General features: G+C 49.4%; 17 protein-coding genes. 11 read left to right on the forward strand and 6 right to left on the reverse strand.

What is annotated here, in order from left to right:
* The 3 genes from AACZ40_RS19270 to ribD form a co-directional block, all read left to right on the forward strand.
* Positions 1-1093: PLP-dependent aspartate aminotransferase family protein (locus AACZ40_RS19270; RefSeq protein ID WP_339675482.1), on the forward strand; the 1093-nt coding region annotated here is incomplete at its 5' end.
* A 260-nt stretch (positions 1094-1353) separates the two neighbouring features.
* On the forward strand, positions 1354-3549 hold the full coding sequence (locus AACZ40_RS19275) for a tetratricopeptide repeat protein (protein ID WP_291171369.1): 2196 nt from the start codon (positions 1354-1356) through the stop codon (positions 3547-3549).
* A 100-nt stretch (positions 3550-3649) separates the two neighbouring features.
* A complete protein-coding gene (gene ribD / locus AACZ40_RS19280; RefSeq protein ID WP_291171371.1) occupies positions 3650-4768 on the forward strand; it encodes a bifunctional diaminohydroxyphosphoribosylaminopyrimidine deaminase/5-amino-6-(5-phosphoribosylamino)uracil reductase RibD in 1119 nt (372 codons plus the stop codon).
* 15 nt (positions 4769-4783) lie between these two features.
* Here the strand turns inward: ribD and AACZ40_RS19285 are convergent, their stop codons facing one another.
* Entirely contained in the window at positions 4784-5278 is a 495-nt protein-coding gene (locus AACZ40_RS19285) for a hypothetical protein (RefSeq protein WP_291171373.1), read from the reverse strand.
* 99 nt (positions 5279-5377) lie between these two features.
* Positions 5378-6664: a threonine synthase gene (thrC, locus tag AACZ40_RS19290; RefSeq protein ID WP_291171374.1), complete on the reverse strand. Its 1287-nt coding sequence runs from the start codon at positions 6662-6664 to the stop codon at positions 5378-5380.
* Positions 6665-7051: 387 nt separating this feature from the next.
* Between thrC and AACZ40_RS19295 the strand changes: the two genes are divergently transcribed.
* Positions 7052-8242 carry a M24 family metallopeptidase gene (locus AACZ40_RS19295; RefSeq protein ID WP_291171376.1) on the forward strand — a complete coding sequence of 397 codons (1191 nt, stop codon included), beginning with the start codon at positions 7052-7054 and terminating at the stop codon, positions 8240-8242.
* A gap of 124 nt (positions 8243-8366) precedes the next feature.
* On the opposite strand, the gene AACZ40_RS19300 is transcribed toward AACZ40_RS19295, so the two are convergent.
* Positions 8367-8546, reverse strand: a complete 180-nt coding sequence (locus tag AACZ40_RS19300) for a hypothetical protein (RefSeq protein WP_291171378.1) — start codon at positions 8544-8546, stop codon at positions 8367-8369.
* Positions 8547-8881: 335 nt separating this feature from the next.
* Complete coding sequence (locus AACZ40_RS19305; protein WP_291171380.1) at positions 8882-10024, reverse strand: HlyD family efflux transporter periplasmic adaptor subunit; 1143 nt, start codon at positions 10022-10024, stop codon at positions 8882-8884.
* 382 nt (positions 10025-10406) lie between these two features.
* Here AACZ40_RS19305 and AACZ40_RS19310 point away from each other — a divergent pair, with 382 nt between their 5' ends.
* The 4 genes from AACZ40_RS19310 (at position 10407) to AACZ40_RS19325 (ending at position 14760) form a co-directional block, all read left to right on the forward strand.
* Complete coding sequence (locus AACZ40_RS19310) at positions 10407-11114, forward strand: orotidine 5'-phosphate decarboxylase / HUMPS family protein (protein WP_291171381.1); 708 nt, start codon at positions 10407-10409, stop codon at positions 11112-11114.
* Complete coding sequence (locus AACZ40_RS19315; protein ID WP_291171383.1) at positions 11111-12157, forward strand: zinc-binding dehydrogenase; 1047 nt, start codon at positions 11111-11113, stop codon at positions 12155-12157. The genes AACZ40_RS19310 and AACZ40_RS19315 overlap by 4 nt, the downstream gene beginning before the upstream one ends.
* 62 nt (positions 12158-12219) lie before the next feature.
* Positions 12220-13101 carry a sugar phosphate isomerase/epimerase family protein gene (locus AACZ40_RS19320; RefSeq protein ID WP_291171386.1) on the forward strand — a complete coding sequence of 294 codons (882 nt, stop codon included), beginning with the start codon at positions 12220-12222 and terminating at the stop codon, positions 13099-13101.
* A gap of 426 nt (positions 13102-13527) precedes the next feature.
* A complete protein-coding gene (locus AACZ40_RS19325) occupies positions 13528-14760 on the forward strand; it encodes a HEAT repeat domain-containing protein (RefSeq protein WP_291171388.1) in 1233 nt (410 codons plus the stop codon).
* Positions 14761-14792: 32 nt separating this feature from the next.
* Here AACZ40_RS19325 and ggt read toward each other — a convergent pair whose 3' ends face one another.
* Positions 14793-16526, reverse strand: a complete 1734-nt coding sequence (gene ggt, locus AACZ40_RS19330) for a gamma-glutamyltransferase (RefSeq protein ID WP_291171390.1) — start codon at positions 16524-16526, stop codon at positions 14793-14795.
* Between the two features lie 310 nt (positions 16527-16836).
* Here ggt and mtaB point away from each other — a divergent pair, with 310 nt between their 5' ends.
* From mtaB to AACZ40_RS19345, 3 genes are all read left to right on the forward strand, one after another.
* Positions 16837-18147: a tRNA (N(6)-L-threonylcarbamoyladenosine(37)-C(2))-methylthiotransferase MtaB gene (gene mtaB, locus AACZ40_RS19335; protein WP_291171392.1), complete on the forward strand. Its 1311-nt coding sequence runs from the start codon at positions 16837-16839 to the stop codon at positions 18145-18147.
* Between the two features lie 93 nt (positions 18148-18240).
* A complete protein-coding gene (locus AACZ40_RS19340; protein ID WP_291171394.1) occupies positions 18241-18909 on the forward strand; it encodes a thymidylate kinase in 669 nt (222 codons plus the stop codon).
* A 160-nt stretch (positions 18910-19069) separates the two neighbouring features.
* Positions 19070-19369 (forward strand): hypothetical protein, encoded by a 300-nt coding sequence (locus tag AACZ40_RS19345; RefSeq protein ID WP_291171395.1) that lies wholly within the window; start codon positions 19070-19072, stop codon positions 19367-19369.
* Here AACZ40_RS19345 and AACZ40_RS19350 read toward each other — a convergent pair.
* Positions 19356-20593: FAD-dependent protein (locus tag AACZ40_RS19350; RefSeq protein WP_339675489.1), on the reverse strand; the 1238-nt coding region annotated here is incomplete at its 5' end. The two genes, AACZ40_RS19345 and AACZ40_RS19350, sit on opposite strands and share 14 nt — an antisense overlap.

Here is a 20593-nt window from a genome sequence, read left to right on the forward strand (position 1 = left end):
TAACAGTTGTACAACTCCCATCTATACCTCATCGACTTTTTACTGGGACAGCCTGGAAAGTCATAAGGGGTTCGATTACACCCGAAGTGGAAACCCGACCCGCAGCGCCATGGAAGAGAATATCGCTGCATTGGAAGGCGGGGTCGCCTGTCGAGCCACTGCGACCGGGATGGCTGCCATCACACTGGTAATGCATCTGTTTAAACCTGGAGATCATATCATTGCCGGCGACGACATCTATGGAGGCACATATCGTCTCTTTGCGGATGTCTTCACTAAATGGGGAATTACATTTTCGTTTGTAAAAATGAGTGATGCTGAAAATGTCCGATCAGCCATTACCCCGGACACCAGAGCAATCTGGATAGAGACCCCCAGTAACCCGCTGTTAAATCTGGTCGACATCAAAGCAGTCACTCAAGTGGTTTCTGAAGCGGGCTCTGACATCCTGACCATCGCTGACAACACGTTCTGTTCTCCCTATCTGCAGCGACCTATCGAATTCGGTGTTGATCTCGTATTGCATTCGACAACAAAATATTTAAACGGTCATTCCGATGTTGTCGGAGGCTGTGTTGTTTCCCGGACTGAGGAACTGGCAGAACGCGTTGCCTATATATCGAATGCCCTGGGTCTGGGTTGTGCTCCCTTTGATGCCTGGCTGGTATTGCGAGGAATTAAAACACTGGCTCCGCGCATGGAAGCACATCAGCGAGGTGCAATGGCGTTGGCACAGATGCTGGAATCCCATCCCAAAGTAGAGCGCGTCTATTATCCAGGTCTGGAATCACATCCGCATCATGAACTGGCAAAGCGTCAACAGGATGGTTTCGGCGGCATGTTGAGTTTTGATGTGCATGATGGACGCCCCGTAGCGGAAAAGGTCATGCTCAATACCAGGTTGTTCCTGCTCGCAGAATCACTGGGTGGTGTGGAATCATTAATTGAATACCCTGAAAGCATGAGCCATGCATCCATGACACTGGAAGCGCGCCGTGCCGCCGGCATCACTGAAAAAACAGTACGGGTTTCTGTGGGGATCGAAAGCCCTGAAGACCTCGTCGCAGATCTGAAACAGGCATTAGACAGTTAATCCGACTATCGCTGGTACTTTCCAACCACAGAAATGCAGCGGAACTCTGATTACATTTCGCTGCTGCAGGGAGTCAGTGATTTCTCGTAGAAGTACGCTCTAAGCGCGTGCAATATGCGATTCTATTGTGATATGATGTTCCATTGGATTAAAAATTGATTCCAATGAAACTCTACTTCGATCCTGCATGATCAGACTGTTTTTCGATCACGATACTTTTCTCACAGTTCAACCTTCAGGAAACCAAGAAGGCCGAGGTTATGAGTATAGATTCCTACGACCCCTGTCCGTGTAACAGTGGCAAAAAATATAAGTTCTGCTGTCATTCCGTCGGCGATGAAATCAGTAAAATTTCGCATCTGCATGAAACTCATCAGACAGCAACCGCATTACAACTGCTGGATCGACTCAAAAAGAACCATCCCAATCAACCTTTAAGCTTTATTACCGAAGCTCAGATCCTGATGGCAGAACGGCGGTTTGAGGACGCGATTGCACCTTTAAACCAGTGCCTGGAACACGATCCGGACCACCCGGCTGCCCATTCGCTACTGGCCACTTCTTCTTTCCTGGCTCATGGTTATAAGCATTCACAAAAAACGATTTATACGGCGTTTCAGAAATGTGCTGCTGTCGATGTCAGCCTCGCAACACCACTGGCCATCAGCATTGCCATCGCGCTTCAGATGCGCGGTTACTACCTGGCGGCACGCGAACACTTTGCCCTCGCGATGCGGGTTGCTTCTCAGGAATATCAGCAGAACCTGTTCATGAACCTGCTGGAATTTGATGGGGATGATCAAATTCCCTATCCGTTTCGAGGGGTTCATATCCTGGAACGCTGCGCGCTGGAAGACCCAGAACACCAGGCTACATTTGATAAAGCTCAGCGTCTGGCAAACCTAGGCTGCTATCGATCAGCAGCAGGGCTCTTCAAACAACTGGCTGAAGCAGCCGGACTGGTCACACTCTGGAAAAATGCTGCCTTCTGTTATGCATGGGCTACAGATGAAGTCAAAGCGGCTGAACTTTTTCATCATGCGGCCAGCCTCGAATCAGATTTTGCCGAAGCGGTTGAACTGGAAACACTGGCACAACTGCTCGACCTCAATAACACAGCGGAAGTTGTCAATTCCATCGAAAAATTATTTGAAGTGGAATCCATCTCTCGTTTTCTGACGCTGCTGGAACAACATCCGCAAATTTTGCGTGGAAACGTTCCGCCTCCACAGGAACAGAACCCCGAAGAAAACAGCCCGATTGCTTATTTCCAGATCACTAATACTCCCGTGGATGCGGAATCGAAGGGTGAAGACATTACTCTCGAAAATGTCCCGACAGTCATTGGCGATATTGATATCTTCGATGCAGATCGACAAATTGGTCAGCCAGCGCTGATTCATTTATATGCTTATGAAGGGGAACAACAGACGGTCGCAGAGAAAATCTTTGACGAAGCACTGGGAGATCAGGGGAAAACAGACTGTGGCTTGAAAGTCGTAGAACGGGACAGCGAAGAAACCGGCAACCCACTTTCCCCAGTCCCGATAGAACAATGGCCTCTGTTTTTCCGCTGGAGTTTCCCGCAAAAAATGCCAATTCTCAAGCGACGGGAACTGGAAGCGCTGCAGTGGAAAAAACTTCTTTCAGATACCTGGCCCAACACCAAACTGTCAGGTCTGGACGGCGAAACACCCAAAGAAGCTGCTTCCGATGAAGACTCGAAAATGGCATTGACTGCAGCTGCTTACGTTCTAGATGCACAAACACTGTCGCTGGGACATTTCCTGGAATTCTCGGAGCTCGATCCAGAGCTTGGTCTGACCGAGCTTCCCAGCCTGGAAGTAAATGAGTCTTCGCATTTCAATACCTGCTCCTCAATGACACAAAACAGGATTCCAGCGAAAGAACTCAGCGATTCCCAGTTGATGTATATCTTCAATCGGGCCCTGCTCATTCGTCATCCTCGATTTCTGTATGATGTTCTGATCGAAGTACTCAATCGTGACGAATGTAAGAAAGAAGTGGACCTGGATCGAGTCTATACCACCCTGACAGAGATCTGCCATAAAAAAAATCAACGCGAGGAAATGCTGAACTGGATCAAAAAAGGACAGGAGAATTCGCAGTCGCAACCCAATAAAGCATTTGAAAACGAAATGCAGTGGAAAATGCGCGAACTCTCTTTCCGTCTGGAAGACACTTCCGATCCCGGGCTTTCTGATTTTATGAAAGAGATCTGGGATAAATATGGCAAAAAAACACCTCAAATCAAAGAATACCTCATGGCTTTTGCCCATGCATTTGAGTTAGATGTCCCCTGGATGTCAGGTGCCTCACTCCTTGACACAGGGGAATTCAGTGGAAATGCCTCAAGCGAGGGACTCTGGTCTCCCGGTGATTCCACCCCTGACACTGATGCCGAACAGAAACTCTGGATTCCGGGACAATCCTGAGCAGAATCTAGCTGAGCCCGAATTAAGTCAGCCATTTCGAGTTCCATTATTTTAAATCGGTCCCTGCAGGAAAGTAAATCAGACTGTGGATCCTATCAGCATGTTTTCCAGTCCAGAGGATGTCATGCAACGCGCCCTGGAACTGGCTCGACTTGGCACAGGTTCTGTGGAACCCAACCCTGCTGTGGGATCGGTAATTGTGGATGACCGACTGCACTTGATTGGTGAAGGATATCATCAGCAATGCGGGGGTCCCCATGCAGAAATCAATGCGCTTAAGATGGCCGGAGATCAGGCTCGGAGCAAAACCATCTATGTCACTCTTGAACCATGTTGCCATCAGGGCAAAACCGGTCCCTGTTCTCAAGCCCTGATCCAGGCGGGAATAAAAAAAGTGATAATTGCAATGCGTGATCCAGCCCCCCACGTCGACGGAGGTGGCATAGCAGAATTAAAGCAGGCTGGAATTGAAGTCGAAGTGGGTCTGCTGGAATCAGAAGCATTGGCTCTGGTCCGCCCGTTCGTCAAACGTGTGACACAGGGCTTACCCTGGATTCACGCCAAGTGGGCTATGACACTGGATGGGAAAATTGCCACCCGTACCGGCCATTCGCAATGGATCTCCAACCCTCAATCACGGGAACGGGTACATGAATTGCGTGGCCGCATGGATGCAATCGTGGTCGGCCAAAGAACAGCAGAAGCCGATGATCCACTCCTGACTGTCCGACCGCCCGGAAAACGAATACCGGCCCGCATTGTCATCGATTCCCAGGCCAGGCTTTCTGTGCAATCCCGTCTGGTTCAATCAATAGCTGAGGCGCCCGTCATGGTTGTGGCGCACACTTCAGCGCCTCAGGAAAATGTCATCCCGCTCCAACAGGCAGGAGTAGAAGTGTTGCAATTTTCCAGTTCTGCCAACGAGCTTGAGAATCAACCTGACCTGCGAGAATGCATGCAGGAACTGGCGCGACGGGAGATGACAAATATTCTGGTGGAAGGGGGGGGGAGCTTACTGGGTTCCTGCTTCGATCAACGACTCATTGATGAAGTCCACATCTTTATCGCTCCGAAAATTATTGGGGGAGCAGAAGCGGTGACACCCCTGGCCGGTAAAGGGCTGGAGATGATTCCCGAGCGTCATAACATCCGGGAGTATCTGGTCCAGCAGCTGGATGCTGACATTTATGTAAATGGTCAGCTTGAATATCCTGTCTGAGAAAACCAGACAGGTTCAATGCAGAGAGCGTGAGAGTGTATCCAGAAGGGTGCGCAACTCAGGCCGTTGCCTGATGACGCCCACTAATGCGTACTTGCTCAGATTGCTGCCATACATCTGGCGATTCAGAGTAGGACGAACTTCATTTTTGAAATAACGATCCTGGCGTAACCGAATGGCGACGTAACTGGCGGCCATCGCGACCAGCCCCAAGCCCAGATCGATATACCATCCACCCCAGCCCAGGCTAAGGTTTTCATGGAGGACCACACAGGTCCAGAACCAGACAAGAATCGAGATCCACACTGGCCGGGCAACCAGGGCATTCAGGCGCTCATTTGCGTGAACGAGATGACCATAAAATTCGGGGCTTGCCATTTCATCAAGAGGACGTTCTTTCTGGAAATTCTCACAGATCAGTTCTCCATGATTGCGTGACACAATCACAGACTCTCCCTCCTCTGGGAGAAAATCAGCAATATATTCCAGTTCCTCAAAGGGTGAACTCATCCCGTGCCCCTTATACTCATTTCCACCGGTAGTGGAATTACAAATTAATAGAAATCTTAACCTGAAACACAGTCCACTGTGCCAGAAGCAAAAATCAGTTCAAAACGATCGAATGACTTCCATTATTTTATCTAAATCATTCTCAACGACAATAGGTCCGTTGGAAAAAGGTGCTGCGTTGACGCCGTGACTCGACAGTTTTTCATCTATATGTTCATCATTTGCAGAATGATAGGCAACGGTGGCATTGGGGTCTTTGAGCTGGTGCCCTGTTAAAATACAGACAACGCGGTCACTGGCTGCAATCACTCCTTCATTTTTCAACAGCTTCGCTCCTGCGACGCTGGCGGCACTCGCTGGTTCGCACCCGAATCCACCTGCGCCTACTTGTGCTTTCGCATCCAGAATCTGCTGATCATCGACTTCACGAACCACGCCGTCACAGACATCCAGAGCACGTAAAGACTTGGAGAAATTCACCGGTCGGTTAATTTCAATCGCACTGGCCAAAGTCGAAGCACGACGGTTTTCCGCATCCATTCGCGTAAAATAGTCTGTGGACTGATGACGATCATAATTTCCGCCATTCCAGCGCATACCGTGTTGTTCATAGAGTTGATATAATGTATTGGCTCCCTGTGCATTAATAATTGCCAGTCGAGGGATGCGATCAATCAACCCCAGTTGTTTCAACTCCATAAATGCTTTGCCGAAAGCACTTGAGTTGCCGAGATTTCCTCCAGGTACCACGATCCAGTCTGGAACTTCCCAGTTCAAACTTTCGAGGACCCGAAACATGATCGACTTCTGGCCTTCCAGTCGAAATGGGTTGACACTGTTACAAAGGTAAATTCCTTCCTGGGTACAGACTTCACGTACCCGGGCCAGCGCATCATCGAAGTCTCCCTGAATCTGCACCGTCTTGGCGCCATAATCAAGGGCCTGTGATAATTTTCCGAATGCAATTTTTCCACTGCCGACAAATACGACGACTTTGAATTTCTGTGCGACGCTGGAATAGATTGCCAGGGAAGCACTGGTATTTCCCGTCGAAGCACAAGCAGCCACTTTTGCTCCTACCATGACCGCATGTGTGGAAGCTGCAGTCATACCGTTATCTTTGAAGCTGCCTGAGGGATTCAAACCTTCGTACTGCAGAAACAGACCATCTTCCTTCAAACCCGTGTAGCGTGCGACCGATGGCGATGCCTTCAGCATGGTCTGGCCTTCGCCAATTGTGATAATCTGGTTGTCCCGTGCGAATGGCAATAATTCCCGGAATCTCCAGACGCCACTGAAATCAATCGGATGATTCCGTGTACTCCAGCGTTTTTCAAACTCGCGCAACGACTGAGGTACCGGAACCTGATCCCAGTGATAAGTCACATCCAGTAATTCGCCACACTTGGGACAGCTGGTTAAAACTTCGCCCAGGGAATAGGTCGCCTCACAGGCAGGCGAAATGCATTTCTGGTAAGCAAGTTCAGTCGATACGGTGGAAATCGTCTTCTCTCCTCAGTTTTTTATGACAGGTTCAATGACAGGAATGGAATGCTGATTCTGTTCTGCAGGCGATATTGTCCTGACCATCACTACGATTGGCAACAGAAAGCGTCTGGAATCAAGCCGTTTTTCCCGGAAGTTCGCCTGATAATAAAGGATGTCACGTCTCATCCTTCTTGAAATAATAATTCTAACGTCTTACATTGATTTGATTAACAACCTTTTCTATTGATCCGTTCATTAAAACCTCAAAAAGCAGGCAGTACCTCCATGTTCGAACTTTCTCAGGTGCAGGCAGCATTGGAACAATTTTCTCTGGATGGATGGCTGTTATATGATTTTCGCGGAAGTAATCTCCTGGCTCGCAGAATTCTTGATATCCCCAGTGATGTAATGGGGTCACGTCGTTTTTTTTACTTTATTCCCCGTTCTGGCAAACCAGTGAAACTGGTTCATCGTATCGAATCAGAAGCCTTGGATCATTTACCGGGCAAGAAAATCATCTACCTGAAATGGCAGGAGCTGGAAGAGGGTATCAGGACAATGCTCCACGGGACCAGAACGGTCGCCATGGAATATTCGCCGCGAAATGCGAATCCCTATATTTCCCGCGTCGATGCGGGGACGGTTGAGCTTGTAAGTGAATCGGTGGAATCCGTTGTTCCCTCTGGTGATCTGGTACAACTGTTTGAAGCGGTGTGGGACCAGGAACAATGGAATCTGCACCAGCAGGCGGGAATACATACCGACAATGCATTTGCAGTCGCCTGGCAATTTATTGCTACCCGGATCCGAGAGCAGGGGAGTGTAGAGGAACAGGCGGTATGTGATGTGATCATGCAGCATTTTCAAGAGACCGGATTAACAACATATCACCCTCCCATCGTCGCGCGCGAAGCACATAGTGGAGACCCGCATTATGAAACCGGAACCGGCAAGGAAACCTCCATCAGAGAAGGGGAGTTCGTTCTGATTGACTTGTGGGCCAAACTCGATGTGCCACGTGGCGTCTACAGCGATATGACCCGGGTCGGGTTTACCGGCAAAGAAGTCCCGGAACAGTATCGGCATATTTTTCAGATCGTGGCCGCAGCTCGGGATGCAGGAATTTCACTGGTAGAACAGTCGTTTCAATCAGGCAACCCCCTGCAAGGCTGGGAAGTGGATCAGGCATGTCGAGACGTGATTGAAGATGCCGGCTATGGAGAATACTTTGTACATCGAACCGGTCACAGCATTGGGCAGGAAACACATGGGAACGGAGCCAACATGGATAACCTGGAAACTCACGAAGAACGGCTGGTTTTACCTCAAACATGTTTCTCGATCGAACCGGGAATCTATCTCCCGGAATTTGGCGTGCGCAGTGAAGTCAACGTTTTCATCGACGAAGACCACCAGGTGCATGTGACAGCAGGAGAACGCCAGACAGAGATCCTGCCAGTTATGTTAGAATATTAGAGACCGGTTTGCATTGAATCGGCCATTTGTAGCGTCTCCGTGTCCATCTGAAGAATAATCGACAGAGTGGAGACGCTATGGTTTCAATGAATGAGTTATTGGCTGCAATCCCGTACAACTGGGATTACTCCTGATCGATGCGTAGCATCTCATCCAGAATGACGGGGTGCCAGAGATCGTCGCGTTGTGATACGTCGATGTAGTTCTTTCTTGCCCAGGTGCGCAGCTTCATCTCCTCAATAGCATCGACTGAAAGTCGGTCTGCTTCTTCTGCTGAAAAAGGAATTGTTGCTGAAATACCCAACGGTCTTCTCCTCACGCTAAAAGTTTTGAGAATGAAACTCGGCGAACCAGCTTCCTGCAGCCGCGCGACCCAATTTGTTAAAGAACAATCCTGAACTCTCTCGGGATGATCCCTGGCAAGGATCTTCAAGCGGGTGAGAGAGCTGTTTCAGATCTCTGGCGAAAAAACCACTCCGGATATTAATCACCAGAATTGACAAATATTGTAGTTTATGTGGTATAAATTCAAGTCGAAAATGGACCTGTAAAACGATAAATGACGGAAGAGCAAGTCCAGCCTAGAGTTAGAATTTCGCTCATTTCACAGCCCGGAACCGGATTATGCCAATCTCAGCGTTATTTCTCTAGCGTGACATCGACAGTAGTCCCCATCGGGAATTCAGGCCAGAGAGGCCCGGCAGGTTCAACATACACCAGAATGACACTTTCCGTCGAGCCAGGCTTGTGAATGGCCTGCTCTGAGATCCTCTGGATGGTGCCTTTGCCTTTCGCATTACCGGAAAACATAATTTTGACCGCTTTCCCCTCGTCAAACAGGCTGATTTTCCGGGAAGGCACTTCCACGACCAGAAAGGGATGTTCTTTGTCGAAGAGTTCCACAATCGGAGTCCCTTTCTTCACAGGATCCCCTTTTTCGTTGGCAAAGATCCCGACAGTCCCGTATCGACCGGCTTTTAACTGCAAAGCATCTCGCTGTGATTCCAGTTGTTTTAACTCCTGTTTCACACGATCCAGACGGTTTTTAATCACTTCCACACCCATGGCAACCCGAATTTGAGCAGGCAGTTTACGCTGGATTGCTTTCAACTCTTCCATCTGATCTTCACAGAGCTTGACGCGCGCCGCAAAAACTTCTGCGGAATTTCGGGCAGATTCCTGACGCAGCATGGCTGTGATACGATTTTCATCCGGCAAGCGGCTTTCATAAACGAGAGAGCGAAAGACATCCTCAGCGGACCCGTTACTGGAAAGGGAATCGTAGTCCTGAAGAAAATCCTGCCAGGCCAGATTGGTTATCTGGTGAATGTACTTTTCCTTCAGGTATTGCGATGATTTCAACTTGGCATTGAAGACTTCTGATTCGATTTCTTTATTTCGTAACGCCAGTTCGACTTCGCTTTTTGCTTTAGACTGTTCCAGCTCAGATTCCAGCATCACCAGTTCCTGCTGTTTTGACTTCCAGTTCTTTTCAAGACTGCGATCATACAGCGTCAATATGGTCTCTCCGCTGGCGACGGTCTGTCCTTCCTGGACATGCACTTCCTGAATGATCGCATCATTTTTCGCAGTAATGATGGTCTTCGGAGCCTGCAGTGAGCCCACGTAACTCTCCACGCGCACACCACGAACCCACTGGGCACACAAAATCCCACCCGTCAGGGCGATAAATAAAATGGCAACCGCCCGAACTCCAAATGGAGAATGGTGTTCGTGCAGATGGTCCTGTACCTGATAATCATCTAATAATTCAGAAGGCATTTCTGGCTGTCCTACAATCATCCAGACTCATTCAATCATCCCGCATGCGTGACACAATACGCCATTAATCGAATCGGATGTCGCACGTCCAGAATTTACCTCAAAACCTGCAAAATCCACACGACCCTGCAGTTAGCTGTTAAACTTTAACGCTTACGAAGTCTCACTCTCTCCGCAGGCCCAACAGGCATGTCAACATGTACACATTTTGAAATTCTTGCCAGAGTCGCTGTAGGCGTTCGCATTTATCAATTTCTTCCGATAGGATGTTCCTTAACCTGAGCTGATCTGTCTTACAATCTCCTGCAGTCGGCCAGTATCAGATGTGAGAACATATTACTGTCCACCGATTTCAACCGTGCAAGAAAGTGATCTCAATTTCATGAAGCCAATCGTACAAATCTCACTGGATCTGACTAATATTGAAGAGGCTTTGGAGACAGCGGCACTGGCGATGAGAGCCGGCGTAGACTGGCTGGAAGCAGGCACGCCACTGATCCTCGCGGAAGGTCTGAATTGTGTGCGAGAGTTGCGTAAAAACTTTCCGGAAACTCCCATCGTTGCGGATCTCAAAACAATGGATGGCGGCTACCTTGAAGCAGAAATGATGGCCAAAGCCGGAGCCTCTCACGTGGTGGTCATGTCACGCGCACATGAAGAAACCATTCGCTGCGTCGTTCAGGCGGGAAGAGACCATGGTGTGGAAGTCATGGGAGACAACCTGGCAGATGACATGATTTCCGCTGCCAGAAGACTGGAAGATCTGGGCTGTGATTATGTGATACACCATGTTGGCTACGATGAACGCCGCGGGATTGCCGCCCGAGGTGAGCGGATGCCAAGTCCCCTGGATCAACTGAAAGAAGTGGTCGCTGCTGTCAGTATTCCTGTGCAGGCGGTCGGTGGACTTTCCCTCGAACAGGCGATCCAGACGCCCGAGTATGGTGCCCCACTTGTCGTGCTGGGAGCCCCTCTGACCATTGACGCGGACTCCTTCAAAACCGCAAGTGGAAACCTCGAAGACTCTTTGAGGTTGATTTGTGAAAAAGTACATGCATACGGTGATGTCGCTATCGGAGGTCAAAAATGAGTCAGGCTGAATTAACACAAACTGCTGTTGTCAATTACGTCCCGGAAGCGAACTCCGTCGAACTTCAGGAGATTCCCATACCGGATATCGGCCCGGACGAAGTGCTGCTGGAAGTCGCAGCAGTCGGCGTCTGCGGCAGCGACCTGCATCAATGGACGGCAGATCATAGCTGGCCTGTGAATTACCCCGTTGTCCTGGGACATGAATTTGCCGGCAAGATCAGTAAAGCTGGAAACCTCGTTCGGAACTGGTCTGAAGGAGACCGCGTTGTCAGTGAAACGGCAGCCATCATCGATCCTGACAACCCGCTGTCGCGCGAAGGCCGCTATAATCTGGACCCAACCCGGAAAGGATTCGGGTATGGTGTAAATGGCGCCATGACCAGTTTTGTGCGTGTCCCCGCGCGTTGCCTGCACCGTGTTCCGGACAGCTTAGCACTGGAAAAAGCAGCGCTCACAGAACCCTGCTGCGTTGCCTTCAATGCTGTTGTAATGAATGGAGATATTCAGCCCGGCGATCGCATTGTCGTCTTCGGTCCGGGACCAATTGGCCTGCTCTGCGCCGCCATGGCGCGACTACAGGGAGCAGAGGTCGCCGTGGTTGGTCTGGAACGGGATAAAGAACGCCTGGAAATTGCAGAGCGATATTACGGGTGCCAGCCTGTTATCGAAGGACTTGATGACTGGGCTTTGGATGTGGACGGACTGGGAGTCAATGGTGTTGTTGATGCCGCCGGTGTGTCTGTCACTTTGAAAAAGTCACTGGAGATTGTGCGTCCGGGTGGCTGGATCAGCAAAGTCGGCTGGGGACCACAACCATTGGGGTTTTCGCTTGATCCGCTGGTGCAGAAAAATATCCGACTTCAGGGCAGTTTCAGTCATAACTGGCCGATCTGGGAACGTGTGATTCGCCTGTTGACGACGGGCCAGTTGAATATCGAACCCATTATCGGTGGAACATGGCCCCTCGGTGAATGGCATACCGCATTTGAAACCATGCACTCGGGGGGAATTGTGAAAGCTGTATTAACGCCTGAGAGTTGATCTCAACGGCAGCAGAAGATCATTCTCGATATAAAAAATAATATACTTCGATGGAACCTCCGATGCCAAAACTTGCCGCATTTCCCAAAGCCTTTATGGATGAACTATGCCTTTCCGGAGAGATGACACTGCGACAGTGGATCGATCTGGCAGCCACGCTGGATATTGACGGACTGGAGTTCTACGCCGGTTTTCTCGAGATGAAAGACCGAAATTACTGGGCAGAAGCCAAAAAAATGGCCAGTGATCAGGGACTGGAAATTCCCATGATGTGTTGCTCACCCGACTTCACGCATCCTGATGAGGCATTCCGGAACGAGCAGATTGAACACGAAAAGTTCTGGATGGAAATGACGGCGTCACTTGGTGGAAAATATTGTCGAGTTCTCTCTGGACAACGCAGGCCTGAAGTTTCCCGGGAAGAGGGAATTCAGTATGCCGTCGCATCAATCGAAGCCTGCCTTCCACTGGCGAAAGAACTGGGCCTGACACTGATTATTGAAAATCATTACAAAGATAATTATTGGGATTATCCGGAATTTGCACAGATGGCCGATGTCTTCTGCGACCTTGTGTCTCGCATTGATTCGCCCCACTTCGGTGTCAATTATGACCCGAGTAATACAATCCTGGCTGGAGAAGATCCGCTGGAACTACTGGAACGCATTAAACATCGAGTTGTTACCATGCACGCCAGTGACCGTTATCTGACAGAAGGTACAATTGAAGACCTGCGTAAGGAAGAGAACAGCCTGGGTTATGCCCGCCGACTCAGCCATGGCGTGATTGGAAAAGGGTTAAATGATTATGACACCATCTTCACACAACTGAAACAGGTCGGATTCGACAGCTGGATCAGTATTGAAGATGGGGTGAATGGAATGGAAGATTTACAGGAAAGTGTTGCTTTTCTCAGGACAAAAATATCTCAATACTGGCCGTAAACCGGCTTGTTGAGCATAAAAAGAAGATCTTCAAAGATCTTCAAAATAGATAAGCTGACTGGTCTTGCAGAGGCAGGAACGTGCAGATAGCATATATACAAATGCATGCCTCCTGAACCCTGCCAGATTTTTTCATGTCTATTTGACCAGACATCGGATTTTGTTTGATCCTGATCGCCTGAGATAGCGTAAAATCTATACCAGACAGTTACTGTGCCTGTTTGCCTTTATTCATTCCTATAGAATCGTATTCCTATGCTGGCCAACATTCAAAACACCAATTTGTCTCTCCTTCTGATTTCTTCCTTATTACTTGCAACCGGGTGTGGCGGATCTGACACAAGTCAGCGACGTGCCAACTCGAACCCGTTTGCGCCTGCAGATAATAATTCGGCCCCTGCACGGCCTGCACCTGTGACTCCGCGCTTGTCTCAGTCACGACCGGTGGAGACTGACAAAACCCCGGAAGAAAAAGAATCCGTCGTTCCTAAAATGCAGTCAACAACAGCGACTCCAGCCAACGTGTCTTCCGAGACAGACCTGCTGAGTGAAATCCGCAAAAGGACACTGGATACCGAACAGCCTGGTGTTGCAGTAATTGTACGTGGAATTAATGGAATGGAAGCAGCAGCTGTACCACTGCTTCAGAAAAATCTGCAGTCTGCTTTTCTGAATTCAACGGACCAGAACAATCAGGCCACCACCGTTCAAACAGAAAACGGTAAGGTCGAATATTTCAGCAGGGATCAACAGCTGGTCCTGGTTTTACGTCAGGTTCCCAAAGATCTGTTTGCCTTTGCACAGAAACTCAATTGTGGAAAAATGAAAGAGATTGATGTCCAGAACCGGATCATCACTATTGAGATCAAGCCTGAGGAACTGACTGCACTTGCACTCCAGGAAAATTCGAATTCTCTGCAGCCTGATCCTTCAGTAAAAGTGTCTGCGAATTCCAATTCACTGAAAAGCATGTCCAGTTCCCCTGGTTCCGAACCAGAAATGAAGTCTGAAATAACTGCTGACCCGAATCGAAATGATCGGGATTTAAAGCCGCGACCAGACGAAGACACAATCGACTGGGCACTCCGTGTGATTTCCGGCACCAGCTCTTTTGCTCATGATACAGCTTGTAAAAAACTGGTCACGATGAAACCGGACTCAGAAAATCTGGCCCGCGTCTCGACAATACTGGCAGAGACGCTTCCGCAGGCCAAAGAAGGTTTCCGCATGAAAGAGCATATCAACGCCATGTCGATCTGGTACACAGACGAAGCAACGCTTGCTTTTGCCGCATTACTGGAAGAAGAAAATTCGGCTTTGGTTCGTGAAGATATCATCCAATTGATGCCGACTATTCACTCTGCCACGATGGCTGAAATTCTGGTAGGCCGTCTCTCTAACCGTGCAGATATGAAAGATGCGCGGACGGCTCTCAAAATCATGGGCTCGATTGCAGAAAAACCGGTTCTGAGATTATTGGATGATCCTGACAGTTCTATGAGAATCGAAGCCTGTAACATATTACAGGCGATCGGAACCCGGGAATCTATTGATGCGTTGAAAAAACGTGCCGAGGTTGAAGAGTCATCAGTCGTCAAACAACAGCTGATGGAAACACAGGCAGAAATCGAAAAGAAAACGGCAGCAGCAGGGAATTAGACTGGTCTGAAATCAGTAGTTTCGATCAATCATCAATATCCGGCAGCAGCGCCATGTTTTCGTGAATCGCTATGTCCCCGCAATCCATCTGGTTGACGGGACACAGCCTGGGTCGCAGCCAGGCTGGAGCTTTTCTTAATCGTATGGCCAAACTGCTTCAGTTGTTCACCAACCTGCTGATACAGCTCCTGTTCCAGCAACAGATCTTCGGGCACCCATTGATGATGAATCCGGGGAGACTCAACAGCCTGTTCCGGCTGCATTCCGAATACGATCATGTTCAACAGTACCTGCAGTGTGCTGGAAATGATCCGCGGACCTCCCGAAGCGCCCGCCGAAAAAACTGCTTTTCCATCTTTGATGGCAATCGTGGGGGACATACTGGAAAGCGGTTTCTTACCTGGTTCGATCTCGTTGGCTTTACTTTGAAGCAGGCCAAAGGCATTGGGCTTGCCGGGGATGGCTGCAAAGTCATCCATTTCGTTGTTTATGACAATCCCATATTTTGGAATCACCACGTAACTTCCAAAGGTCAGATTGATCGTCTCAGTACACGCCACTGCATTTCCCGCTGCATCCATAACTGATAAGTGACTGGTTCCACTGTCTTTCGGAGGAACATACCGTCCATAGTCTTTCAACTGCCTGGTCTGCTTTGCATCAATGCGAGCTGCCAGACGGGAGGCGTATGCCGGATCCGTTAATCGATCGAGGGGAACCGGTACGAAGTCGGCATCCCCCAGGTACTCGGCTCGATCTGCAAATGCGTGCTTCATGACTTCCGTCAGGAAGTGGAGTTCCTGTGGTGAATGATATTTCAGATCGGCGAAAGGGTGTTTCAGGACCTGTTTTTCCAGCGCATCAATCATGTTGAATGATTCGATAATCGCAATTCCTCCACTGGAAGGGGGCGGCATTGTCAGGATCTGATATCCATCAAAAGTGGTTGTCAGAGGTTTGCGGATGATCGGCTGTGTGTCCTTTAAATCCTGAAGCGTCAGAATTCCTCCACTCTGCTTTCCGCAAGCTGCGACGATTGCATCCGCCACTGGTCCCTCATAAAAACCGGCACGCCCGTTTTCAGCAATCAGTTCCAGCGCTTTCAACTGCGGACTGAAAAAACGTGCATTCTCTTTCCAGGGTTCACCACGATTCAGATATTCCTCAATCAGAGGTTGGAATTCTTTCTCATCCAGTTGCCCTTTCTTGAGCCGAGCCAACATGGAATTCTGTACGGATCGCATGTGATCATTAATCGGAACGCCACGGCGGGCCATCAGAATCGCAGGCTGCAGTACGGTCTTTAAATCCAGTGTGCCATACTCCTTGACCGCATAACAGAGACCGGCAACTGTACAGGGAACCGCCACTGCCAGAGGTCCCTGTCGACTGGCCAGTTGACGTTGCGCTTCAGTTCCGGGCAGACGAGAATACATATCAGGTGTGGCAGCAGCCGGCGCCCGTTCACGATAATCAATGACCGTTGATTTCTGCTGTTCGGCATCCCAGATGACCATGAAGCCCCCGCCTCCCAGCCCGCAACTGGCGGGTCTGAGAACAGAGAGCGCAAAAGAAGTCGCCACAGCAGCATCAACGACATTACCCCCGGCCTTCAGAATGGCGATTCCGGAAGCACTCGCCAAGGGATGATCAGCAGCAACCACTGCGTTGGGGTACACTTGGGAGTCTTCGTTTGCAGCAGGCTCTGCAGCAGTCCCTGTCAAAGTCGTCCCTGAGACCGCAATCGCCAGAATTATACTTAACATTTGGCTCATCAACGTTTTATGATAGCGTAATCGAAACGACATAACTGTACTTTCAATCGAAGAGATATATTGAAACGCTTATTCCTGTAAACGGATCAGACAATTGGTTTCTGCCGCTCGAAGTCTGGTTTGACTCTGATTATACTATGCGACCTGACTTGATGAATTTCCAGATGGAAGACGGTAAATTCTGATAAGTCCAGGATTCCAAGCCTTATTCCGATTGGCGTGTTTACAATTTATGAGATCGCCACAGTGAAGCAGATCCGCTCACAGTGCACCACAACTGTTAAAATACAGCTGCAAGATCATGACACTCACACAAATTCATATCCCAGAAAAAGAAAAAACCTGCCAGCTGGTGACGCTCGGCTGCAAGGTAAATCAATACGAAACGCAACTGGTAAAAGAAGCACTTGAGAAAAACGGCTATCGCGAAGCCGGCGAATCAGAAACGGCAGACCTCTGTGTTGTCAATACCTGCACCGTCACTGCCACCGGCGATTCCAAGGGCCGAAAACTGATTCGGAATCTCGCAAAAAAAAATCCCGGAACGAAAATTCTGGTGATGGGCTGTTACGCCACTCGAGACCCGAAAACTGTTTCTGAGCTACCCGGAGTATTCGAAGTCGTTACCGATAAAAGGGAACTGCCCGACATCCTGGAGCGGCACGGCATCGTTGACATGCCTACCGGGATTTCTGAATTTGAAGGGCGCAAACGAGCGTATGTGAAAGTACAGGATGGTTGTATCCTGCGTTGCACCTACTGCATCATCCCCTCCGTTCGACCAGGCCTGCAAAGCCGATCTCCGGAGGACATTGAAGCCGAAGTACGTCGGCTGGTCGATAATGGTTTCAAGGAAATCGTGCTGACAGGAATCCACGTCGGTCATTTTGGAGTTGACACAACACGCGGAAAATCAGGCAAACCTCCATTTCGACTCTGGCATCTGTTTCGCAAACTGGACCAGATCCCGGGTGACTGGCGAATGCGTCTCTCCAGTGTGGAAACGGCAGAAATCAACGATGACTTTATCTCAGCTGCCGCCGATTGCGAACATCTGTGCCCCCAGTTCCATCCTTCGCTGCAGAGTGGTTCCGATACTGTGCTGCGACGGATGAAACGCCGCTACCATGTCAGCCGTTTTCTGGAAAAGCTGCAACGGATGCGTGAACGACTTGATCACCCCTCCTTCACCACAGACGTCATTGTCGGATTTCCTGGCGAAACAGACGAAGAATTTGCTGAGACCCTGCAGGCCTGCGAAGAAGCAGCCTTTATGAAAATCCACGTTTTTCCTTTCAGTGCCCGTAAAGGAACACCGGCGGCTACCTATGAAAACCAGGTCTCACCTGAGCTTCGGCAGGAGCGCTGTGCGCAACTGGCAGATCTGGAACGATCGCTGGCTCAGAAGTTCTATCACACTTTAATTGATCGTGATCTGGAAGTCCTCATCGAACGCGTATGTGACGAACAGCCTGGCTGGGTGCGTGGTACCGATCGGTGGTATGCTCCCGTAATGTGCCCGGGAACAAAAGCAGATCTGGGCAAATTCGTTTACGCCAGAGGCACCAGGGATCAACTCGAATTTCTCGAAGCAGATCGAATTTCTCCCTGATCTCAGTCATGAGTATGACGTTGAACTTCACTGCCATCTGTAGACATTTCAAACTGACAAAAGAAAAACCGATTAGATATAGAGAGAGATTGAGTGGCAGTTATCATTGCAATTGAAGGGATTGATGGTTCCGGTAAAGGAACCCAGGCAAGCAGGCTGCATGCCCGCTGTCAGGAGGCCGGGATCAAATCCAGCCTGATTGGATTTCCCCGTTACGACCAGACACTGTTCGGTAAATCAATTGGAAATTTTCTGAACGGGCGGTTTGGTGAGCTGGATGAAGTTAATCCGTTTCTGGCTTCATTACTATATGCAGGCGATCGCTTTGAATCTCGATCACACATTCTGAACACCATCGAGACCAGCGATGTTGTGATCTTTGATCGCTACATTCCTTCGAACGTGGCTCACCAGGGGGCCAAACTATCCGGGGCAGAACGGAGTGAGTTCATCGAATGGATCGAACAGATTGAGTATGCGATTTATAAAATGCCCCGCATTAACCTCGCGATCCTTCTCGATCTCCCGGCAGACCATGCCCAAAAGCTGGTGGCCGAAAAACAGGCCCGCTCTTATACCGAGAAAGTTGCTGACCTGCAGGAAGCAGACCAGTCTTACCTGGCAAACGTGCGGGAAGTCTATCTGCAACTCGCTGAAGAGAATCAGCACTGGCAGAAAATTCAATGTCTGCAGAATGAGGTGCTCCGATCAATTGAGGAGATTGGTGACGAAATCTGGTCGCATGTCGGCAAACTAATCTGATTACCGACATGCCTTCAGTCCTTTGTTCAGATCCCATTTGAACAGAGCTGCTGCTTGACTCAATCTTAATCAAAGCTGAACCGAAAATACTCTTGACCCTTCACATCAATCACCTGTCTAATATCAATATTCTTTGATCTTTCGAAGGGAGACAGGAATCGTGAAACGTGCGCTCAACCAACTGACATTAAGAGAAATGTTCTCAGATTCCGAGCGACTCACTTCTGAACTGGTAGAGCATCTGGAACGGGGATTTATCCCCATGAATGAGCAGATGATTCGCCTGGTTCGCGAGCTGCCTGACGGAGTCGAAAAACGACGGGTCGAGGATATCAGTGTGCGGAATCAGGCAGAGGAAATATTAAAAAGCGATCAGTTCACACAGGAGCTGTTTGAAAAGCTGGACCAGTATCTCAGCGCCATTGACCAGTCGATTACTCGCATTATTAATGATGAGTAAGTTTTTCAGTGGTGGCTCCCGGTGGAGCAAATTCTTCAACCAGCTTCTTGGCACTCAGCAGTCCATCTACGGCTGCAGAAACAATTCCCCCCGCGTATCCTGCTCCTTCTCCAACGGGGTACAACCCTCGAAAACCAGGCGCCTGGTAAGTATCTCGCTCCCGATCGATACGAACGGGAGAACTGCCTCTCATTTCCGGACCAACCAGTACCGCATTAGCCAGAAAGGCACCCCGCCATTTCTGATCCATCACGGGCAAACCGTTTTCAATCTGTGAGAGAACCACAGGCGGCAGGACCTGATGCAACTCTGAAGCAACCACGCCTCGCTGGTAAGTACCAGCATACGAAAAATTCGTGTCTGTCCTTTTCTGATTCAGAAAGTCCCCCGCACGCTGAATCGGACAGAGATAATTTTTATTTCCCAATGCATACGCGATCGCTTCATATTTTCTCTGCAGTTCAACGCCGGCCAGGGGGTGGTCGCTGCCAAATTCTTCGGGGTAAATTGTGGTCATGACACCACTGTTGGCGTAACCGGTATCGTGCCGCGAATTGCTCATGCCGTTCGTACAGAACATCTCCGGTTCCGATACGCTGGGCATCACGATTCCGCCTGCACACATGCAAAATGTATATAGATCGCGTTTTCCTTTGGTGATCATGGTATAGTCGGCGGCACCCAAGAGTGAAAGATATTCTTCGCGACCATATTTATGCTGGTTGACCTGTTCCTGAGGTTGTTCAATTCTGAGCCCCAGTTGAAACGCTTTACGAAACATGGGTACGCCCAGTTCGTACAACATCTGATAGGTATCTCGCGCGCTATGTCCGATCCCGAGGATCACATGGGATGTCTTCAGATAGCCTGATGACGTCATCACTCCCTGAATCTGACCATCGACAACATCCATCCCTTCCAGGCGACATTCAAAACGAAATTCACCCCCCAAGGCATCAATTTTGCGGCGAAAGTTGCGACAGATCATGGGAAGTTTATTACTGCCCAGGTGGGGACGGTGCTCGTAAACAATACTGGAGCGTGCACCACAGTCTACAAAGCGGTCCAATACCCATTGCACATCCGGACCACTCAAACGGCAGGTCAGTTTCCCATCACTGAAACAGCCAGCTCCCCCTTCGCCGAAGAGGTAGTTGTTTTCTCTCTGGAAATCTTCTCCCCGATCAAAACGTCTGATTTCGGGAACCCGCTCTTTTACCGGGA

Source organism: uncultured Gimesia sp. (assembly GCF_963972345.1).
Lineage (GTDB): Bacteria > Planctomycetota > Planctomycetia > Planctomycetales > Planctomycetaceae > Gimesia.

Excerpts from the sequence above, each read along its gene's own strand:
- AACZ40_RS19275 (WP_291171369.1), top strand. The coding sequence starts at position 1,354 with ATGAGTATAGATTCCTACGACCCCTGTCCGTGTAACAGTGGCAAAAAA.
- ribD (WP_291171371.1), top strand. The coding sequence starts at position 3,650 with ATGTTTTCCAGTCCAGAGGATGTCATGCAACGCGCCCTGGAACTGGCT.
- AACZ40_RS19285 (WP_291171373.1), bottom strand. The coding sequence starts at position 5,278 with ATGAGTTCACCCTTTGAGGAACTGGAATATATTGCTGATTTTCTCCCA.
- AACZ40_RS19295 (WP_291171376.1), top strand. The coding sequence starts at position 7,052 with ATGTTCGAACTTTCTCAGGTGCAGGCAGCATTGGAACAATTTTCTCTG.
- AACZ40_RS19305 (WP_291171380.1), bottom strand. The coding sequence starts at position 10,024 with ATGCCTTCTGAATTATTAGATGATTATCAGGTACAGGACCATCTGCAC.
- AACZ40_RS19310 (WP_291171381.1), top strand. The coding sequence starts at position 10,407 with ATGAAGCCAATCGTACAAATCTCACTGGATCTGACTAATATTGAAGAG.
- AACZ40_RS19315 (WP_291171383.1), top strand. The coding sequence starts at position 11,111 with ATGAGTCAGGCTGAATTAACACAAACTGCTGTTGTCAATTACGTCCCG.
- AACZ40_RS19320 (WP_291171386.1), top strand. The coding sequence starts at position 12,220 with ATGCCAAAACTTGCCGCATTTCCCAAAGCCTTTATGGATGAACTATGC.
- ggt (WP_291171390.1), bottom strand. The coding sequence starts at position 16,526 with ATGTTAAGTATAATTCTGGCGATTGCGGTCTCAGGGACGACTTTGACA.
- mtaB (WP_291171392.1), top strand. The coding sequence starts at position 16,837 with ATGACACTCACACAAATTCATATCCCAGAAAAAGAAAAAACCTGCCAG.